Source organism: Desulfuromonas svalbardensis (assembly GCF_055389415.1).
On sequence record NZ_AP042416.1, the window covers coordinates 2812682 to 2831851 of the forward strand.

General features: G+C 44.1%; 13 protein-coding genes. 6 read left to right on the forward strand and 7 right to left on the reverse strand.

From position 1 onward, the window contains the following. Positions 1–55: 55 nt before the first annotated feature. The 6 genes from ACZ5KY_RS12685 to hldE all read right to left on the reverse strand — a co-directional run bounded on the left by ACZ5KY_RS12685 (position 56) and on the right by hldE (position 9418). Positions 56–1588, reverse strand: a complete 1533-nt coding sequence (locus tag ACZ5KY_RS12685; protein WP_464244262.1) for a lipopolysaccharide biosynthesis protein — start codon at positions 1586–1588, stop codon at positions 56–58. Then, on the reverse strand, positions 1585–2772 hold the full coding sequence (locus ACZ5KY_RS12690) for a Coenzyme F420 hydrogenase/dehydrogenase, beta subunit C-terminal domain (RefSeq protein WP_464244263.1): 1188 nt from the start codon (positions 2770–2772) through the stop codon (positions 1585–1587). The genes ACZ5KY_RS12685 and ACZ5KY_RS12690 overlap by 4 nt, the downstream gene beginning before the upstream one ends. Before the next feature lie 480 nt (positions 2773–3252). Next, positions 3253–4272, reverse strand: coding sequence for an NAD-dependent epimerase/dehydratase family protein (locus ACZ5KY_RS12695; RefSeq protein WP_464244264.1), 1020 nt, complete (start codon positions 4270–4272; stop codon positions 3253–3255). 77 nt (positions 4273–4349) lie between these two features. Next, complete coding sequence (gene tviB / locus ACZ5KY_RS12700) at positions 4350–5642, reverse strand: Vi polysaccharide biosynthesis UDP-N-acetylglucosamine C-6 dehydrogenase TviB (RefSeq protein ID WP_464244265.1); 1293 nt, start codon at positions 5640–5642, stop codon at positions 4350–4352. Between the two features lie 607 nt (positions 5643–6249). Beyond that, the gene (locus ACZ5KY_RS12705; RefSeq protein ID WP_464244266.1) at positions 6250–7638 is read right to left on the reverse strand and encodes a GumC domain-containing protein; all 1389 of its coding nucleotides are present in this window, start codon (positions 7636–7638) and stop codon (positions 6250–6252) included. Positions 7639–7936: 298 nt separating this feature from the next. After that, entirely contained in the window at positions 7937–9418 is a 1482-nt protein-coding gene (gene hldE / locus ACZ5KY_RS12710) for a bifunctional D-glycero-beta-D-manno-heptose-7-phosphate kinase/D-glycero-beta-D-manno-heptose 1-phosphate adenylyltransferase HldE (RefSeq protein ID WP_464244267.1), read from the reverse strand. A 1038-nt stretch (positions 9419–10456) separates the two neighbouring features. Between hldE and ACZ5KY_RS12715 the strand changes: the two genes are divergently transcribed. The 6 genes from ACZ5KY_RS12715 to ACZ5KY_RS12740 all read left to right on the forward strand — a co-directional run bounded on the left by ACZ5KY_RS12715 (position 10457) and on the right by ACZ5KY_RS12740 (position 17656). Next, positions 10457–11236, forward strand: a complete 780-nt coding sequence (locus ACZ5KY_RS12715; protein ID WP_464244268.1) for a lipopolysaccharide kinase InaA family protein — start codon at positions 10457–10459, stop codon at positions 11234–11236. Between the two features lie 3 nt (positions 11237–11239). Further along, positions 11240–12652 (forward strand): lipopolysaccharide kinase InaA family protein, encoded by a 1413-nt coding sequence (locus ACZ5KY_RS12720; protein ID WP_464244269.1) that lies wholly within the window; start codon positions 11240–11242, stop codon positions 12650–12652. A 376-nt stretch (positions 12653–13028) separates the two neighbouring features. Further along, on the forward strand, positions 13029–14771 hold the full coding sequence (locus ACZ5KY_RS12725; protein ID WP_464244270.1) for a carbamoyltransferase family protein: 1743 nt from the start codon (positions 13029–13031) through the stop codon (positions 14769–14771). A gap of 6 nt (positions 14772–14777) precedes the next feature. Continuing rightward, positions 14778–15980: a hypothetical protein gene (locus ACZ5KY_RS12730; protein WP_464244272.1), complete on the forward strand. Its 1203-nt coding sequence runs from the start codon at positions 14778–14780 to the stop codon at positions 15978–15980. A gap of 75 nt (positions 15981–16055) precedes the next feature. Further along, positions 16056–16856, forward strand: coding sequence for a BUD32 family EKC/KEOPS complex subunit (locus ACZ5KY_RS12735; RefSeq protein WP_464244274.1), 801 nt, complete (start codon positions 16056–16058; stop codon positions 16854–16856). 5 nt (positions 16857–16861) lie between these two features. Continuing rightward, positions 16862–17656, forward strand: a complete 795-nt coding sequence (locus ACZ5KY_RS12740; RefSeq protein ID WP_464244275.1) for a polysaccharide pyruvyl transferase family protein — start codon at positions 16862–16864, stop codon at positions 17654–17656. On the opposite strand, the gene ACZ5KY_RS12745 is transcribed toward ACZ5KY_RS12740, so the two are convergent. Next, positions 17657–19165, reverse strand: a complete 1509-nt coding sequence (locus ACZ5KY_RS12745; RefSeq protein ID WP_464244276.1) for a glycosyltransferase family 39 protein — start codon at positions 19163–19165, stop codon at positions 17657–17659. Between the last annotated feature and the right edge of the window lie 5 nt (positions 19166–19170).

Below are 19170 nucleotides of genomic sequence, written 5' to 3' on the forward strand. Positions count from 1 at the left end.
AGGATATGATAGCGGTATCCATCAAGGCCAAAAAACGTTCATTCAGAGCAAGTTTTCATTTTCGCCGAATTGAACAAAATATCTTTTTCACATTATCGACAAAGAACGCTCGTTCTCTGGTATCAAGTGCGAAGAACCAAGATGTCAGCGCAGTAGCAATGGCACTAACTATACAAACAAGAAGCAGGCGATATAATGTGGCCGGCATCAACCAAACAGGAACCATAGCTGAAAGCACCGTAGCGATTGCCACAATAGAACAGGGCCAAACAATTGCCATAAGCCAACCGCGAACAGTCACTCTGAACAGATGCCGAGCCCAAAGTACTCGCCCTAAAGAACAAAGAACCTGAATGAGTACAAATGCCAGACCAACACTTGTAGGCGGCGCTCCGCTACTAAGGAAAAACCACGCCAACGGCAAGGTCATGAAAAGAATCGTTCCGATAGTTGCCTGGTAGCCCGCGATCTTTCCATAAGCATTCACCGCAGACATATAGCCGACACTTAGACGGTCCACCAGAAATGTCCCTACCATTAATTGACAGAGCATTGCTGTATACATTGGGGGTTCAACGAGCCACAGTTCGAGTATGTTCTCCATCTCCACGATCAACGGTACGGCAAAAAGCAACATGAGCAACATGCCAAACTTACTGGCACGTTGAGAAAGGTCGAGCATCCGTGCTCGGTTTCCACGACCCTCACTGGCAGTTATCTCAGGGGAGAATGCACCGAACATGGCGGAAGACAAATTTCCTGCCTGTGCGGTAACTTGGTTCGCGATACCATATGCTGCATTTACCGATGGTCCGAAATAGAGATTCAATAGAATCGCTGACCCCTGATTACGAAGAAGACCGCCAGACATCCCGATCAGACTCCAGGATGCAAATCCAAATATCTCCTTGGTCCTCGCTGCATTAAACCAGTAACAAACCTTAACTCGACATTCAGGGAAGACGAAAAGAGCACGGCAGACCAGTATCGATTGAATAAACACTGGGATGGCAACCATCCCCGCGGCAAAAAAAAGCAGGCGGTCTCCAGTGGCCAGACTAAGTGACAAAGCAAGGGTGAAGGCACAAACAGATTGTAACGTCTCCCACAGTGCAAGTTCAGCAATATTTTGTTTGGCTCTAAACATGGCGACAAATGGTATAGACGCCATAGTTACGTAAGCAGAAACAAGAGAAAGTCGAAAAACCCAGTTACAAACTTCGATCCGCTCCGTGGGGATCGTAAGTATATGACTTATGCAATACTCACCAATAGGCCAGCCAATGATGATCAAAGCAAAGGGGAAAAATAAATGAGTGCTGAGGGCAGTATTGAACCACTTGTTAACCTCAACACAATCACTCTGACCTATGGCGTAAGCAAAATGCCTAGAGGCACTACCTGCCATAACATTGTTTAAAAACGTGACAAAAATAATGAGTGATCCGACCACACTGAACAGACCAAAATCGGTTTGCCCGAGGGCATTAAGAACCCACCGGCTGCTGAAGAGTCCGAGTCCAGCGGCAAGAACAGTGCGCAAATAAGTCGCTGCAGTGTTGAGAACAAGGCGTTGGGTCGCTGTCATTTTGAGGCACAGACTCGCTTAAACTGACGAGCAATAAAGCCAAAGCCGCGAAGCCAAAGTGCCCGTTTAGGGGGCGGATACAACTGATACTTGGCGCGCATTTCTGAGACTGGCGAGGTGAGCATATCCTTGAAAAAAGAGTCCCGTTCTGGTGGTTTGACAACAGGACGCGACAGTTGAGGATTGGCAAGTGTGGCATGATTAAGGTCTGCAACACCCATAAAAATGGATTGCTCGCAGCGGCGGTGCCACATTTGACCCTTTTCAGTATTGATCAATAGTAAGGAAGTCCCCCGATCTTCTCGATCATACTCAGGATATTTTGTCGCAACTCCCCAAAAATCTGCCAGAGTGATATCGCCCTGGCGAACGGATGTGGTGAAATGGCAGTCATAACAGGATGCTCTCAAGCAGTAATTTCTCAAAAATGATGCCATAAAGGGATCTTCATATATGCTATCGAAAACAGAATAACCGTCTGACCATGTTTTCTTTATACCGAAACGCTTCCAACCTATTTTTTTATCACGAAAGTTAAATTGGGTAAGAGACAGTGCACCCTTACTCAGCGAACGGTGATACTTTTGAAACCACCCCGGAGAAGGGACCCCATGACAGACTAAATCACAACAATAGAGCGTTTCGTAGTCCTGACCCAGAAAATTACGAACCCCCGCAACTTGGCATGGCGTGCCAGAGAAAAGAAGATATCGACCTTGGTTCAACAAGGTGTGCATCTGGTCATAAATATCGGATGAAATTTCGCTTTGAATGTATTTTGAGCCGCGAAGTCGCGACAAATCCTTTACTTCCTCCACAAGAATGTGACGAACGACCATGTTCTCATCAAACGCCGCGCCCGCGACGGCGCCACCTCGCGATAGAATTTCTTCAGCAAGCGCAGTGAAAACCCCGCCGGAAGTACTTTGTCGCCGAATATCCTGATCCAAATGCCATGCCGCATAAACCTTTGGGGGAACAACTCGCGCACCTAGGTCGCTCACGGTTTGCCAGGGGCAGATTTTTAGGCACAAACCACAATCGGTGCAATGATCAGCATCAACAACCGGCGAGAGAAAGCCCTCGGCATCTACCTGCATCTTGATGCGTGCACTCGAACATGCGGCAACGCAAGCGCCACAGCCGCAGCATTCCTGAGGATTATTGATATCAATGGAATTCATAAATTAAAGTCACACTCCATAGCGTTATTTAATTAGCAAGTCTCACAAAATTTTGTTTGGTTAGCACTGATGTTCCGCTACAACCAAAAAGATCGTCTCTCTCGCGAAGTCTAGAGCTCAGGAGCATGCATAAAACCTCTAAATACGGGCACTCAAGGGCATGTTGGCGACGAGGTACTCACTAGTGTGGAAGTTTGATGCTAATCAGGAAATCTGACTATTGCTCCCCAAAAGGAAGCATCCTAAACCTTTGAGAATCTGACACTTAAAGGCACCAATACCGCCCCCCTAATGTTCAATCTCATCCTTCTTAAAAAAAAGAGCTTCACATCGATAACCACTCCCTGACAATTGACATCTGAGGAAAGCACATTTACAACCGAATCAGTCGTGTTGTTGATGAGATGACAAATGACTGCTGAACCTATAAAATCGGCACACACCTGTGACCAATATTTTCATTTATTCCTCATACATTGCTTACACATTCTCGACATACCACGGCATTGCTTTATTTATACCATCATTAATTCGGTACTGCGGTTCATAACCTAACAAGCGCTGCACTTTACCGATATCCGCCTGCGAATGACGAACATCACCAGGCCTAAATGTTTGATATGTGGGTTCGAGAGAATACTCTATTTTATTACGGTTCAACGCAACCTTAAGGCCATTAAACAAATCATTAAGAGTCGTTCTGTCCCCTACTGCGACATTATACACCTGATTTTTAGACGCTTCGTCAGCTGTCGCAGCCAGCAAATTGGCCTGAACAACATTTTCGATGAAACAAAAATCACGACTGGTTTCACCATCACCATTGATAAACACCTCTTGGTCAGCAACCATCGCCGCAGTCCATTTTGGAATCACCGCCGCATAAGCACCGTTAGGGTCCTGACGCTTACCAAAGACATTAAAGTAACGTAAACCAATGGTATTAAAGTCATAAGTACGAGCAAACACGTCCGCATAGAGCTCATTAACATATTTGGTAACGGCGTAAGGCGAAAGTGGCTTGCCGATATTTTCTTCCACCTTAGGCAGGGCGGGATGATCACCATAGGTTGAACTTGAAGCAGCATAGGTAAAGCTTTTCACCTCAGCGTCACGTGCTGCTACCAGCATATTCAAGAAACCATCAATATTGGTTGCATTGCTGGAAATAGGATCATTAATAGATCGGGGGACTGATCCTAATGCACCTTGGTGTAAAACATAATCAACACCCTTGCAAACCTGATGACAGGTTTCAATCTCACGGATATCACCCTCAATAAAACGAAAACAAGCCCACTGTTCAGTAGTAACGAGGCTCTGAACTTCATCCAGATTGCGCTGGTGGCCTGTGGCAAAATTATCCAAACCAACAACCTGCTGATCAAGTTTTAGTAATGCTTCCAGCAAATTGGAGCCAATAAACCCAGCACAGCCGGTAACGAGCCAAGTCTTGGGGCTGTTTTTTAATTCAACTTTTATTTCAGCATATCGAGACATTATTAAATTCCTTAAAGCAGTTTAAAGCGCCGAGCACCGGGCTAAATCTTATGTTAAGCATTATAATAAATTTGTAGCTATAACCTCATATCCGCTTCTTCAGCATTCAGAACATATTTCAGATCATAGAGGACATGCTCAGCCCTCCCCAGCGCACGGATATTTTTTTCCCCCATATCGACAAACTGTTGATGCGCTACAGCGAGTATAATTCCATCGTAACCATTTTCCTCTGGAGCATCGACGGGCGTAATCCCATATTCGGCCTGCGCTTCAGCAGCATCCACCCATGGATCATATACATCAACGGCAACGCTATACTCTTTTAACTCGCGAACAATATCAACAACACGGGTATTACGCAGGTCAGGGCAGTTTTCCTTGAAGGTTAGCCCCAGAACCAACACTTTTCCACCTTTAATATGCATGCGCCGCTTCATCATGGCTTTCAGCAGTTGCGATACAACATAAGCCCCCATACCATCATTGAGACGTCGCCCAGCAAGAATGATCTCGGGATGATAACCAATAGACTGTGCTTTATGTGTCAAATAATAAGGATCAACGCCGATACAGTGCCCCCCAACTAAACCAGGACGAAAAGGGAGAAAGTTCCATTTGGTACCAGCAGCTGCAAGGACAGCTTCAGTATCAATCCCCATCATATTGAAAATCAATGCCAGTTCGTTGATCAAAGCAATATTGACATCACGTTGGGTGTTTTCGATCACCTTGGCCGCTTCGGCCACCTTGATACTGCTAGCCTTATGGGTGCCGGCGGTGATAATTGACCGATATAGCGCATCCACGAAATCAGCAACTTCAGGGGTAGAGCCGGAGGTCACCTTCTTAATCGTGGTAACACGGTGATGTTTATCACCTGGATTGATGCGTTCGGGGCTATAACCACAGAAAAAATCCTGGTTAAAGAGCAGACCAGAGAAACTTTCCAGCACAGGGACGCAGTCGTCTTCAGTTGCCCCCGGATAAACTGTGGACTCATAAATAACAATATCATCTTTTTTGAGGGTTTTACCGATCACTTCACTGGCCTTAATCAATGGTGTTAAATCGGGCTGCTTGTGATCATTGATCGGCGTTGGTACCGTGACGATATAAACTTGCGCATCACTTAGATCATTAAGACTAGCGCTGTATTTCAGTTGTGGAGAATTGGCGAGTTCCTCATCGCTGACCTCCAAGGTGCTATCGTGCCCAGATTGTAGCTCCTGTAAACGAGACTGATTGATATCAAACCCCATGGTCGGAAAATACTTACCGAACTCTACAGCCAAGGGTAAACCGACATAGCCAAGACCAATGACAGCAATCTTGACGGCTTTATTTTCAATAGCAGCACAATCAATCATTTCAGTAATCTCCGTAAAACTGATTAAACAAAACAGATAAAATTTAAATTCTAAAAAATATTGGGTCAGACAAACTAGGGGCACACCCATAAAACTTGTTTTAGCCTCGGGATTACTCAGGATCAAGACTGATTGGAAACAAATTTAAAATCATCAACATCCCACCTGTTCGCCACCCAGTCTAATTAAAATATTATATTAACCATACGCAAAAGAAGAGAATTTATACCGCATATACACCATCAATTGGAGATTATAATCTAAAATTATCACCTTAATGATAGTGAAAGCCAACTGTTAGGGCCAACAAATTAAAGGAGTTTTAGCTTTGTGTTTGCTCTGGATATGAGTGACCTTACAAGCGACAACTATCTCACACAAAGACACGAAGCCACAAAGGGTGGATCTTAACCCACAACACTACGAACTTGGGCTAGATTTAGACCTCCTTAGTGTCTTAGTGCCTCAGTGTGCGATCAGGTTTGATTCAAAACCAAGATATTGCTCTCGGGTTTTCATAATCCGTTTTAATCAGATTTTATCCTGTGGCTGAAAACAGCCCTTGACCTTGGCCTAAGCTTTTACCTGGGGTATTTGGGCAACAAGATCAAGAACGCTCCGGCCATAGTAATGCGATTATCACGGCTAAAAATCCGCCGAGAAAAACCGACAATAACAGTATCAACTTAGATTTAGCTGGGAGAATAGAACTAATCACATATGGAGTGCCTACTGGCTGATAAAAATTGCCATATGCTTGACGGGTTATCTTCCTTACATTGTTGAGCAGTGATGAATATTCTTGCACAAGAAACGAATATTGCTCACCAGCATTCTTCGAAAAGTCGTCACTACCCTTAATGATTTTTTCGGAACTAGCACGGTTAAGTTCAGTTTGCAATGCTGATTTTTTGGCAAACAAATCACGGCGTGCGGTCAAAACCTTCTGCATATAATCAGAAAGGGACGCTTGGTTTGCTAATGCAACAACTTGATTAATGGTGTTTTCGCCGAGTTGAACAGCATCTCGTGAATCTTGCGCTCCAACTGTTTGGTTGTTTTGCATTCTGAACTTGATAAGATCGACGAGGCTGCGATTCAGCTCTTCAATGTTCAGCTCAATTTCATTTATTTTAAGAATTAGCTCAGATTTAAACGTTTGAGCAATAGAGTCTGCATTAACAAACAACATAGTGAAAATGGTGTGAAAATAAAGTTCTTGGAAATTTTGCAAATCTGATTTCAGATCAGAACTATTTAGTCCCGAAGCGCTAACAACAGCCTTAAGTCGGTTATCAGAGCTTATTATATCAAGTCCATGCTTTAATCGCTTAAGTGTGTTTTGAGCAGCAATAATGTCCGAAGTTGTTGTTAAGTTATTGATTGATTGGGTGACGGCAACATTCTCCAAACCGGTATCAACCAAAACTCTATATTTCTGGGTAAAAATATCACCCCACGCCCGAGGTATTGCATTGGCCAACACCCCAGCCTGCTCTGAGGATAGCCCCAACAAGGAATGATTTATGGTTATTTTCAGGCCACGCTGCGATGAACTTTTCAGTCCAGCTAGATATTGATTATTAATCGTTTCAATATCTGTCGTTGTTAAGCCCTTTGCCGCTAATTTCATCTTATAAATGCGATGCTGCCCCGCAGTTGTGGGCACACCAAATTCAACCTGAATAGCCTTACGTAGATCAACATTACCTTCAAGTTTAAGCTGTGATGCCGCACGTTCAAGAACTTCAGAGATAAGTAGATCCTGTGGTGAGAAACTGGTGCCATTGGGATAACTAGCATTGTTGATCCCTTGTAACTGGACATAAAATATGGTCGGAGACTGGGTTTTCACAGAGGTAAAGAGCAATATAATCGTCGCCAAAATTAAAAAAACGATCGGTAAAATGACCAGCAGTCCACGCCTTAGCCACAGTTTTTTCAGTAAATCTGTGATAGAAATTTCATCCATATTCATCTCTTTTGCGTTATCCATAAAACTGGTACTCCATTCTTTATTCGCAATTAACGATTCAATAACTCATAAGATTATATTCATGTATATTAAAAAAATAGGCCTACTCTTATCCGCAGAAAAACATCTAACTAACCAAAACCGAGTCATAAAATCAGATAATCTACGAGGTGTCAACGATAAAAAATCAGTACATTGATTAAAAAAAACCATTCTTAGCGCCAAGTTTGGGTGACAGCCTAAAAAGTCATCACTTGCGAGCAGGTTGTAAGGCGCTAATCAGATACCACATCGTCGCATGGTTTATTTTGATGTCAATTTACCGTGATTGAATCTGATCAACAATATTCGTTGTTGATCGACCTTTAACAAAGGAGATCAGTTCCACGCGCCCGCCCCAGCTTTCAACCTGTGTACGTCCAACAACAGTTTCGGGAGTGTAATCGCCCCCTTTAACCAAAATATCTGGCCGTAAGACCTCAATCAACTGCAACGGGGTATCTTCATCAAAAATAACGACATAATCAATACAGGCTAAAGCGGCCATCACCTGGGCACGATCATCCTGCGGCACCAGTGGTCGCGTTGGCCCTTTTAAGCGTTGCACTGAGGCATCACTATTTAAACCCAGGACAAGCAGATCGCCCAGTTCACGGGCGCGTTGCAAATAGCTGACATGACCAGCATGGAGAAGATCGAAACAACCATTGGTAAACACCACTTTTTTGCCATGATTGTGTGCATGTTTCAAAATATCACTCAAGGGTTCAACGAGTTGAATCTTGTTCTCTTCGGGCAGCCCCACTTCACTAAGGACACTGAGAATCTCTTGACAGCTAACCGTTGAGGTTCCAACTTTTGCGACAACAATTCCTGCTGCAATGTTGGCTACAATGGCCGCCTGCTTAAGACTTAATGAAGCAGCGAGACCAATGCCAATAAGTGCAAGAACAGTATCGCCAGCACCAGAAACATCAAACACTTCACGTGCTTGAGTCGCAAGGTTAATCTGGTCTTTATTTTGCTGAAAAAGAGACATCCCCTCTTCGCTTCGTGTCAAAACCAGAGCATCGAGTTCAACGTCTGCTAGGATTTTCCTTCCCGCAGCAGCGAGTGATTCTTCGTCCTTAATTTCTATATTTGCAGCCTCAGAGGCTTCAGCACGGTTAGGTGTAAGCAATGTTGCGCCACGATAACGGCGATAATCATTGCCCTTAGGATCAACAACGACAGGAATTCCCTTTAAACGCCCAGCTTGAATCACCTGAGTAAGTACGGAATCAGTGAGAATTCCTTTGCCATAATCAGAAAGAAAAATCACATCAATTTTTTTACCATTATCAGTCGATTGAATACGTCGAACTATATCGGCCAACAGCTGTGACTCCGTTTCAGAAGAAAGAGGAGTACGACTCTCACGGTCAATACGCATCATTTGTTGACTACTGGCAATAATGCGGGTTTTACGACTGGTCTTGCGAGTTGGATCAAAAATAATTCCTGAAGCATCAATATCGTGATTACACTCAATTTGCGACTGGAGAACACGGCCGTCACTATCGTCACCGACAACAGAGCACACGGCAACACGGCAACCAAGAACCTGTAAGTTATTGACGACATTTCCTGCACCACCCAATCGGAGATCTTCACGGGTAATATCAACAACAGGAACGGGGGCTTCAGGAGAGATACGACCTGTTTTGCCCCATAAATACTCATCGAGCATCAAATCACCAACGACAAGAGCATTGATTTGTGGAAGCTGTTTCAGGAAGTCTTGAATTTGATCAATTGTCATAACGGTCGTTTATCCCGATTTTAAATTTACGTAAGCATAATATTGTAAACACATCCAGCACATCATCACACCAAGAACAACTCAATGCCGCTAGACTTCATAGCTTATACTCTAAATTGGCTATAATCTCAAAAATACTTTGATGCTTTTAAATTTTCGTCGGTGCCATTTGTCGACTGCAAGGTGAAGAGCTGTTTCAGGTTACCGTTGACATGACATAAAATCAGACCTTATTGCACACGGAGGCACAAAGACACAAAGGAGATCTAAATCAAACCCAAGTCCATAAGATTCGGGGGGGGGGGGGTAAGATCCACCCTTTGTGACTTCGTGGCTTTGTGTGAGCCGATTGCAAGGTCAAGAGCTGTTTCAGCCGCTGATACAATCTGATAAGATCGGATGAAATCAAAGTCCAAAGCCAAAATCATTTGAACTTGTTTGATTCCAGACCTGATCATGAAGTAAACACGAAGCTAGAAATGTTTGTTGCTTGCAGGTCAAAAGCTATTTCAGCACACGGAGGCACAAAGACACCAAGTAGTTCCAAACCAAACCAAGCCTCATAGTATTCGGTGCTAAGATCCATCCTTTGTGACTTCGTGGCTTTGTGTGAGCCGGTTATGCCTGTAAGATTAAGGGCTTTTTTTAGCCTCATGATAAGTTCCTTGATGAAAACGGATAAAGCAAAGCCAAAATCATTTAAACTTGTTTAATATCAGATCTGATCATGAAGTCATCACGAGGCTAGAAATGTTTGTCGCTTGCAGGTCAAAAGCTATTTCAGCACATGGAGGCACACAGACACCAAGGAGTTCTAAACCAAGCCAAGTTCATAGTATTCGGTGTTAAGATCCATCCTTTGTGACTTCGTGGCTTTGTGTGAGCCGGTTATCGCCTGTAAGGTCAAGAACTATTTTAGCCGTTGAGACGTTTTTATGTTAATTTCACAGCACTAAAAATGCTATAAAACTGACAACCTGAATAGTTACATTCTCCCTTGTCATAACATTGCCATAACAATTTAAACGTAAGGTTCCAATGATATCAAAAACGATCTACCTCAATCCACAATGGCAACAACTGCTTGACGACAACCAGCTGTCGACTTTTGACCAATTCTGGGATTTAGAACTTAAAGCCGTTGATGAAGGCAATGAGGGCCGTGGTCAAAATGGCTGGAGTAAGGTATGCATCCATAGCCTCACGACAGCATCAGGAGAGAAACGACGGATTGTCATTAAAAGGCAGAGTAATTACCGTAGCCACACATTACATCATCCTTTTCGTGGAATTGCGACCTTCGAAAAAGAGTACCAATTCATTCGCCGTTACCAAAAGCTAGAAGTTCCTGCCATGAAAGCGGTGTACTGTGCAACACGGCTGCTTAATGGTGATCTTCAAGCGATTCTGGTTACCGAATATCTCGAAAACTATCGTTCACTTTTTGACATTCTCGAAGAGAATGAATTGGCAAAGAACGACAGAAACCACTTGTCGCAACAAGTGGCTCAACTGGTCTCAACATTGCACGAAAAAAACCTCGAACATCGCTGTCTGTTCCCCAAACATATCTTCATTCCAAATGATTCGACACAAAAGGCCTGCTTAATTGACCTAGAAAAGACACGGTGGAGACCATGGGGAGAGGGTCGCAGAGTTCGAGATTTAACAGCACTTGCACGCAGAACTTCAAATATTTCTCCTCGCGACAAGGTGCGTTTTATGCGTCAATATTTCGGCATGAAACGTCTCAGCGACGATGCAAAACAGTTATGGCACCAAATTGACAAACGAATCACTTTGAAACGTAACCGTTAAACTATGTTATCAACGATAACCTCGTGGCCAACCACACTACATTTAGCCGATCACGCTACCTCAGAACTCGTGTGCGAACAGCCACTTCGGCACCTCGCAGGCAAGCGCCTTGCTTGCCGTGGAATGTGGAACAATCGTAAGGTACTCATCAAACTTTTTCTTCATCCACAAAGTGCCGAACGTCACTGCCAACGTGAAAAAAAGGGTGTCAGCCTCTTAATCGATAACCAATTAAGCACTCCTGCCCTACTTTTCAGTGGCAAGCTTGATGACGCAACGCCTGTACTCATCTTCGACTATCTTCCCGCAGCACAAACGGCCTTAGATCAATGGAAGAGCTTCGACACTGACCAGCAACGCCTTCATTTTTTAAAAAACCTGCTGGAAATCATTATTAAGCAGCATCAGTGTGGCATCTGGCAAAACGATCTTCATCTGGAAAATTTTCTTATCAGTGATGAGGTCATCTATTCAATTGATGGCGATGATATTCAGCAACAAGACCAACAAGGAACACCACTCTCACGGGAAAAACGGCGTAACAATTTAGCCTTGCTTTTAGCTCAGCTACCGCCACAATGTGAATCACTTTTCCCTGAAGCACTCGCACACTATGGCCAACAAAGCACTGACCCGTCGGCTGAAAACTGGTCTACGATAATTGACAACGAATTACCCCAATGCCGCAATAAGCGACGCGCTAACTACGTCAAAAAGAGCTTCCGAAGCTGTAGTGAGTTCGTACGCCATAACTCGTTTGATCAAATCTCAATTTTTCGACGCGATATTGACCCAGACCTCCTTGTTGCCCTTCAAGCTGGCCCAGATAAACTTATGGCACGTGGCAACATGCTTAAAGACGGCAACAGTGCGACGGTGGTCGCCGTCGAAATCGGCAAGAAACGCTGGGTGATCAAACGCTACAATATTAAGAATTGGTGGCATGCGCTTAAACGATGCTGGCGGCCAACGCGTGCTTGGACGTCATGGGGCAATGCTCATCGCCTGAGCATTAGCCATATAAAAACTCCCCAGCCGGTAGCGATGATCGAAAAACGCTTTGGCCCGCTGCGACTTGGTGGCTATTATATCTGTGCAGAGGTTATGGCACCAAGTGCCGACGAATACCTACTAGACCCTCAGGTAAAACCTGAAGACAAAGAAGCCGTCAAGAAAGCATTTACCTCTATTTTCAAGGTATTATTTCAGTTGGAAATTAGCCACGGCGACTGCAAGGGGACCAATTTCCTGATCCAAGACAACGGAGTTTGGCTCATTGATCTTGATGCCATGAGTGAGTTCCGCTCGCAACGTCGTTTTCGCGGCAGATTTCAAGCAGATCGCACACGTTTTCTCCGCAATTGGGATGAGGACCCTAAACTGAAGGGTTGGTTCGATGACCATTTACCCTTGTGATAGGCACTAAATCTCTTGAAGATCAAAGCCGTTGTCACACGGAGGCACAGAGACACTAAGGAGGGCGAGGGCTAAATCAAGGTCAAGGTCTATTGTCTTTTGGTTTTAAGATCCACCCTTTGTGACTTCGTGGCTTTGTGTGAGCTGATTTTGACCTTGGATCAAGAACAGTTTCAGTCACAAGATAAGTTCCCTGATGAAATTGAATTAGAAATCTTAAAATTAACCCCAACCATTCAAATATTTTGACACATCACGACAATATTGTGTCAAAATACTAAATTGCTTATTTCAGCTACAAACGTGTACATTTACACGACTTAAGTATCTGGACTTTTATACACAATTTATCCTCTACCAACGGAGATAACTCTATATGTCAAAAGTGATTCTCGGCCTTTCTGGCGCACTGACTCACGATCCCTCTGCGGCGTTATATATTGACGACAAACTTATTGCAGCAGCAGAAGAGGAACGCTTCACAAGAGATAAACACGCAAAAAACTGCATGCCTCTTGAAGCCACTAAGTTTTGTTTAGAATACGCGGGAATTAAACCCGAAGATGTCGACATTGTCGCTTTCCCTTACGCAAAAATTGGTCTTGATCGTCCGGATCGGTGGCACTATGCGAAGCGTTACTGGTATGCACCTGACCGCGCATTTACAGCGTTGTTCAATGGCAACCGCCGCTATGATCGAAACATTCAAAATGTTCAATCGATGCTGCACCAAGTAGGTATCCGTTGGAACGACATTGAGTTCGTACCCGTTGAACACCATCTCGCTCATGCCAGCAGTGCCTATCACCTGAGTGGTTTCGAGGGGAAAACAGCGATTCTCGGTATTGACGGTAAAGGGGAATATGCCACCACCTTTTTCGGCTATGGCGAAAATGGTAAGATCCATAAGATCAAAGAGTTTTATGATCCTGACTCCTTGGGCGGTCTCTACGGAGCCATGACGGAATATCTAGGCTTTGAAATGCTTGATGGCGAATTCAAAGTGATGGGGATGGCACCTTATGGCGATGCAGATAAATATGATTTCTCCCGCCTAGCTAAGTTTGAGAATGGTGAACTCATTATCAACACTGAGTTGGTTAATACTGTTGGCACACGTCGCTACAAAGAGGATGGCAAAGGCTACTATTTCAGCCAAAAGCTTATCGACTGGTTAGGACCAAAGCGCCAAGGTGACAGTGCTGATGAGCCATATATCGACTATGCAGCGTGTATCCAACGGCTGTTCGAAAAGCTGTCTTTAGAGATGATCGATTACTATCTTAAAGATATTCTTCAGGAAACAGGTCAAATCTGTTTCGCTGGCGGCAGTGCGCTCAACGTCAAACTAAACCAATACATTCTTGATCTACCCTATGTGAAGGAACTTTTTGTCCAACCTGCAGCATCCGATGCGGGCACGGCAATTGGTGCAGCATCGTATGCTGCGCACCTACACGGGATTAAAGTTGAGAAGCTCAAGCATGTTTATCTCGGCCCTAAATTCACCAACGAACAGTGTATTGAAGCCTGTGAGCAGCATGAGAATAAGCCACAGTGGGAAAAGATTGATAACGTTGCTGAAACGATTGCTAACCTTTTAGCTGAGGGAAACCCCGTTGCTTGGTTTCAAGGACGAATGGAGTTCGGTCCACGTTCTCTCGGATGTCGTAGTATTCTTGGTTGCCCAAGCGCCAAAGGGGTGGCTGACCGGATCAATGAACAGATTAAGTACCGCGAACGATGGCGGCCATTTTGCCCAAGTGTAATTGACACTTCAGCCGTTGACCTGCTGCAAACAGCTCACCCTGCTCCCTATATGACTTTCACCTTTAAAGTCAACCCAGAGTGGAATGAGCGTATCCCTGAAGTGATCCATGAAGATGGCACATCACGCGCTCAGGTGGTCGATAAAGAGACCAATCCACGCTACTATGCTTTGCTTGAAGAGTTGGAAAAGTTGACAGGTAATGGTGTGGTATTGAACACATCCCTGAACCGACGCGGTGAGCCAATGGTGTGTGCGCCAGTTGATGCGTTGAACATGTTCTACGGTTCCGATCTCCCATTTTTAATTATGGAAGATATTCTCGTATGCAAACCAAATGTTGGGAAATAGATGACCATGTTGAAATGTCTTCTCAAACCAATTCATCGCCATTATTACTTACAAAAATGGCGACAAAAGCACCGCAAAGATAAGACCGTCCGGCTTAAGGTTTGTCGCGTCTTGGAGGTACTACGTGAGTTTGAGCAACGCAACATCCCCTACGTCGTCTTGCGCTGGTTTGAAGAGGTACCGTTAAACCTTGAACAGGAAGCAACGTTCAAAGAAGATGTCGACCTGCTGATCGAACCCAGTAAGATGGATCAGATTGCCGAACTCGCCGGTTCTCATCGCGGTACAATGAAATGCGATCTCTATAGCACAACGGCTAAACTTGGCACGTCCTATCTCGGCATGCCCTACTATCCCCCCGTTATGGCGCAAGAGATCCTAGCGAACCGTGTGAGATATCAGGGGCTCTTTTATGTTCCATCACCTCAATACCACTTTAACTCACTGGCGTATCACCTTGTTTACCATAAGGGGCTTGAGTCGGGAATCCCAGCTGGTTGCGATTTAACCACCAATCCGCAACCAAAACGACAATACGCCGAGAAACTTGAAGAGTTAGGCGAAGTGAATGGAATTGATTTAGCACGACCTTATACCTTATGTTCGTTGCACAATTATCTAAAATTGATCCATTGGGATATGCCTTACGACCTCTTAGTTCGCTGGCCCCGTCAAACGGCTTGGCAGGAGTATTTGATCAATCAAGAGCGGAGGTTGCTTCAGCCTTATGCCGAAAAGCTACCTGAGCTCGCAGTGTTCTTTATCCGTAGCGATGTCGTCGATGCTAATGCTGTGGAAGACACATACCAACAGCTTGAGCGCAAATTCACCCTTCTGCACAAGGAGACTCTTGATAGCGAACAACAGAAACGGGTGATGAGAATGGTACGCGGTGGCAACTGGATTGAGCATAAACGGACAACCACCGTTCCCCCCTGTATCGCTGTCGTAGCCTATGATTTTTCACCACAAAGTTATGCAGAGAATGACCCACGAAAAAAACGTTATCCACTGGTAACCAATACCAATATGTTTTATAAGCACAAAATCAGAAAAAGCATCAACGATGGCACCCAGGTAAAACAAAAGATTATTGGTATCCACGGCAGTGATAATGCTTATGAAGCACAGCATATGCTGGAGGCGATCTATGGCGACAAAACGGAACAGATCAATGAGCAACTTCTGCGCACAATAAAGCCTGAATAGAATATGTCTTTTTTTTCAGATGTAAAAATGTGGCTAGTTACAGAGAAAAAGCCTTTTAAAATGATAGAGAAGAGCTTGCCTCACACCAAAAAATCGGGTGATACCACATGGTGGCTGTCTGATCTATCATGGCAAAACTTTGCCCTAGAGATCACACAGCAGTATAAAAACGGCTGGTCTAGCACACTGCCATTCAAAATGCTAAAAAACACTTCAACTCGACGTGTTTTTCTCATACGTACAGAAAAACACCTCTGTGTAGCCAAAAGCTTTAATTTTAGAGGTAGCTTCGGTCGTAAAATTTTCAGACACCGCTTATTTGGTCGAGATGAAGCGATCAGCCTCATTATTGCCAAACAAAACAAGATTCCGGTGCCAAAATTATATGGCTATGGTGAAACTCGTTCATCATGGATGTGTTACGAGAGTATTCAATTGTTAGAATATATCGAGGATGGACTCACCTACCCAGATTTTATTCAACACGGAAAATCGCAACAAAAATATGGTTTAGAGCGCCTTATACGACTTGTTTTTCAATTATACCAGGCGGGATGTCTCCATCCTGATCCACACTATGAACAGTTTTTGCTTAGCACCCGCGGTGAAGAGTACGACAGAATCATCGATTTTCAATATGCTCAGTTTGGTCAACAGAGTCTGAACCAATTTGTTTACCAACTTGCCCACCTTTTTCGATCGTTGCGGGTGATCAACATCGAAATTGATTCGACGACACTTTCTTTACTCCTCGCTGAACAACTACAGCACATAGATCTTTCAGAAGATGATCAAGAAAGATGGCACAGGGTATTTACAACCTACCTCAATGCTAACAAAGATTTAAGTCGCCAACAAATCATGAAATTAAGGTAAATCATTTGACACTCAAAAAACAATCACCAGCATTGAAACTATACTGGTCAACTGGTTTAAAAAACGGTAAAAAAAACTTTGGTGACTGGTTGTCACCGATGTTATGCGAAGCAATCTCTGGTCGACATATCGTTTATGCCAAACCACGCCACTGTGATCTCGTCGCCTGCGGGAGCCTCTATCAACGCCTTAATAATCACTTCTGGAATCACCGAGTGCACGTGTGGGGAACAGGGATTATCGAGAAACGTACCCCATATCCTACTCGGCATATGATCCACGCGGTACGAGGTAAATTCACAGCGTCGACAATCATAAATCGTGAGATTTCAACACTTGGCGACCCTGGGTTACTCAGTGACATTCTTCTTCCTGAAAAAAAATCAGTGAAAAAATTCCGTGTCGGAATTATCCCGCACTATGTCGATCAGCAAAACACTGCTGTTATTGAATTTCTAAAACAATCAGGGGTGACATTTATCGATGTTTTTTCTGAGACAATCGACTTCCTAAAACAGGTCGATCAATGCGAGATGATCCTATCATCGAGTTTACACGGACTGGTGGTAGCTGACTCATTAGGAATCCCAAACGCTTGGCTGGAATTATCAAATTTGGTTCGTGGTGAAGGGTTTAAATTTGCCGATTATTATTCCGTATTTGATCTTGAGGAGATGCAACCCTACCCCTTTTCAGCAACCACAACAATAAAAGAGCTTGATACGATTTATGACAGTTACGAACGAACTAATATTGATCAAATCAAAAAAAATCTCCTTGAAGCCTTTCCCTTTCGCTAATCAATCTCCCTGAATTCGTCGTTTAAAGACCACCACCGTTTTTCGATCTCCCTTAAATTGCTGTATTAAATTGAAGCCCTGAATCTGATAATCCTCATTTTTGCTTGTACTCAGATAAAGAGCGACGAGATCAACTCCTTTATTGCGCTGAGCCGATTTGCGCAGATAGCTGAGCTTACGAACTTTATTCACCTCAGACACCCGTTCCGCATAAAGAGGAAAACGACGATCATTATACAGAACAGAAATTTGACATTGCGGATCATAATCACGCAACCACTGACTGGCGGTTTGTATCGTAGTGTCTTGTTTCTTAGAGGCAACGGCAACTGTTTTAACTAAAGGAGCAACGATGATCAGAGCAACGATCAGGGTTGATATCAACGGTCTTAATTCACGTTTTTCCCACCACAGTGAAACGCCATAACCAAGCAGAGGAAAGGTTAAAATGATTGGAATCCATAGATAACGCTCGGTAGTAAAATTTTTCGTAAGACAAAACAGAACATTGAGTGAGAAAAAGCCAAACCATGTCAATAACAACACCCAGCTTTCAACTAAAAACGCTTTTTTTTCCGCACAACGTAATGCCCACAATGCAAGTAATGATGTTGGGAAAATGGCTTTAGCCATCATCTCCATCAAACCGATCAGATAGATCAGCGGTGCATAATGACGAGTCACCTCAATAAGGTTGTTGTGTAAATCAGCACGAGGCAATGTACTTTGAAACTCTTTCAGACTGGCCATGAGATTCTGGTAGCCAGCAAACAGCTTCAAATTCGCAAACTTCTCGATCCAGAACATCACCTCGTTCAAACGTGAGGTGGTGCTCAGTCCCATGAGTTCTAATCCCCACAACAACAGCATCAAAAACAACGGTACGGTAATCAGCCCAAGCACTGTGCGCGTAACGAACTTCAAGCCCCCTTTACCCCATCCACAAATTGGTGCCGACACCAAGGCAACGACAGGTAATATCACCCCCTCGATTCGAGTCAGGGTCGCCAGTACGGTCAAGAACGAAAACCAAACAATATCTCGTTTGCGATGATGTTGGAAAAACATCACCAGAAACAGCAGTGCCGTGATGGTAAACAATAAAAATAAGGGATCACGCTTGATGTCAGCAGATGATGTATTAAAGGTCGGTATCACGGCAAACAATAACGCCGTCCACAGAGCACTATGATGACTGAACAGTCGTCGAGTTAGAGCATAGAGGGGGAACAACGTTAGCCATAACGGCACAACGGTCAACAGCCTGCCAGCGACGATCCAATCTGGCACGATAACGTGCACGGCGGTCAACAGCAGCGGATAAAACGGCATCCGATAGTACTTAAGTCCTTCACTGAACAATCCTTGACTATATTTGTCAGCAGCAGCAATGTAGGTCGCGGCATCGGGATTAACCACGGCCCCCTGGAGCACAAAGGCCAATTTCAACAACAGCGATAGCAAAGATATCAACAACAACCAACGATGCTTAAGTAAGAATTGTCCCATTCGAC

Excerpts from the sequence above, each read along its gene's own strand:
- ACZ5KY_RS12685 (WP_464244262.1), bottom strand. The coding sequence starts at position 1,588 with ATGACAGCGACCCAACGCCTTGTTCTCAACACTGCAGCGACTTATTTG.
- ACZ5KY_RS12690 (WP_464244263.1), bottom strand. The coding sequence starts at position 2,772 with ATGAATTCCATTGATATCAATAATCCTCAGGAATGCTGCGGCTGTGGC.
- ACZ5KY_RS12695 (WP_464244264.1), bottom strand. The coding sequence starts at position 4,272 with ATGTCTCGATATGCTGAAATAAAAGTTGAATTAAAAAACAGCCCCAAG.
- tviB (WP_464244265.1), bottom strand. The coding sequence starts at position 5,642 with ATGATTGATTGTGCTGCTATTGAAAATAAAGCCGTCAAGATTGCTGTC.
- ACZ5KY_RS12705 (WP_464244266.1), bottom strand. The coding sequence starts at position 7,638 with ATGGATAACGCAAAAGAGATGAATATGGATGAAATTTCTATCACAGAT.
- hldE (WP_464244267.1), bottom strand. The coding sequence starts at position 9,418 with ATGACAATTGATCAAATTCAAGACTTCCTGAAACAGCTTCCACAAATC.
- ACZ5KY_RS12715 (WP_464244268.1), top strand. The coding sequence starts at position 10,457 with ATGATATCAAAAACGATCTACCTCAATCCACAATGGCAACAACTGCTT.
- ACZ5KY_RS12720 (WP_464244269.1), top strand. The coding sequence starts at position 11,240 with ATGTTATCAACGATAACCTCGTGGCCAACCACACTACATTTAGCCGAT.
- ACZ5KY_RS12725 (WP_464244270.1), top strand. The coding sequence starts at position 13,029 with ATGTCAAAAGTGATTCTCGGCCTTTCTGGCGCACTGACTCACGATCCC.
- ACZ5KY_RS12730 (WP_464244272.1), top strand. The coding sequence starts at position 14,778 with ATGTTGAAATGTCTTCTCAAACCAATTCATCGCCATTATTACTTACAA.
- ACZ5KY_RS12745 (WP_464244276.1), bottom strand. The coding sequence starts at position 19,165 with ATGGGACAATTCTTACTTAAGCATCGTTGGTTGTTGTTGATATCTTTG.